Source organism: Burkholderia sp. SIMBA_051 (assembly GCF_046534915.1).
In the GTDB taxonomy this organism is placed as follows: Bacteria; Pseudomonadota; Gammaproteobacteria; order Burkholderiales; family Burkholderiaceae; genus Burkholderia; species Burkholderia ambifaria.
Genome location: NZ_JAWRXS010000179.1, coordinates 1 through 284, shown reverse-complemented (window position 1 = coordinate 284; position 284 = coordinate 1). Strand labels below are relative to the sequence as shown.

Below are 284 nucleotides of genomic sequence, written 5' to 3'. Positions count from 1 at the left end.
ATACGCACCATGACAGACAAACAAAAAGATGGTGACATTGAATTCATCTTTGAGATTGATGATATTTATTAAGAAAGGAGTGCTCAGCGATGGACATTAAATCTCCTAAAGTATTCGAAACAAGTGACAAGGCTCATGCAGATCTGTTCAATGACATGGTGAAGGTATTACTTGAAAATGATAAAGGACTCTTAGAACAACTCTTTGGGCATATTGATGACACCAATCCGCATGCATCCGAATCGGAAAAAAAGAAATGGAATGAATCGCAGTTATATAAGATC

Annotated in this window: 1 protein-coding gene; it reads left to right on the top strand. The window is 36.6% G+C overall.

Features of this window, described 5'->3' with window-relative positions; all coding sequences use genetic code 11:
* Window positions 1-89: 89 nt before the first annotated feature.
* On the top strand, window positions 90-284 hold a 195-nt coding region (locus SB771_RS34085; protein ID WP_410721928.1), incomplete at its 3' end, for a hypothetical protein.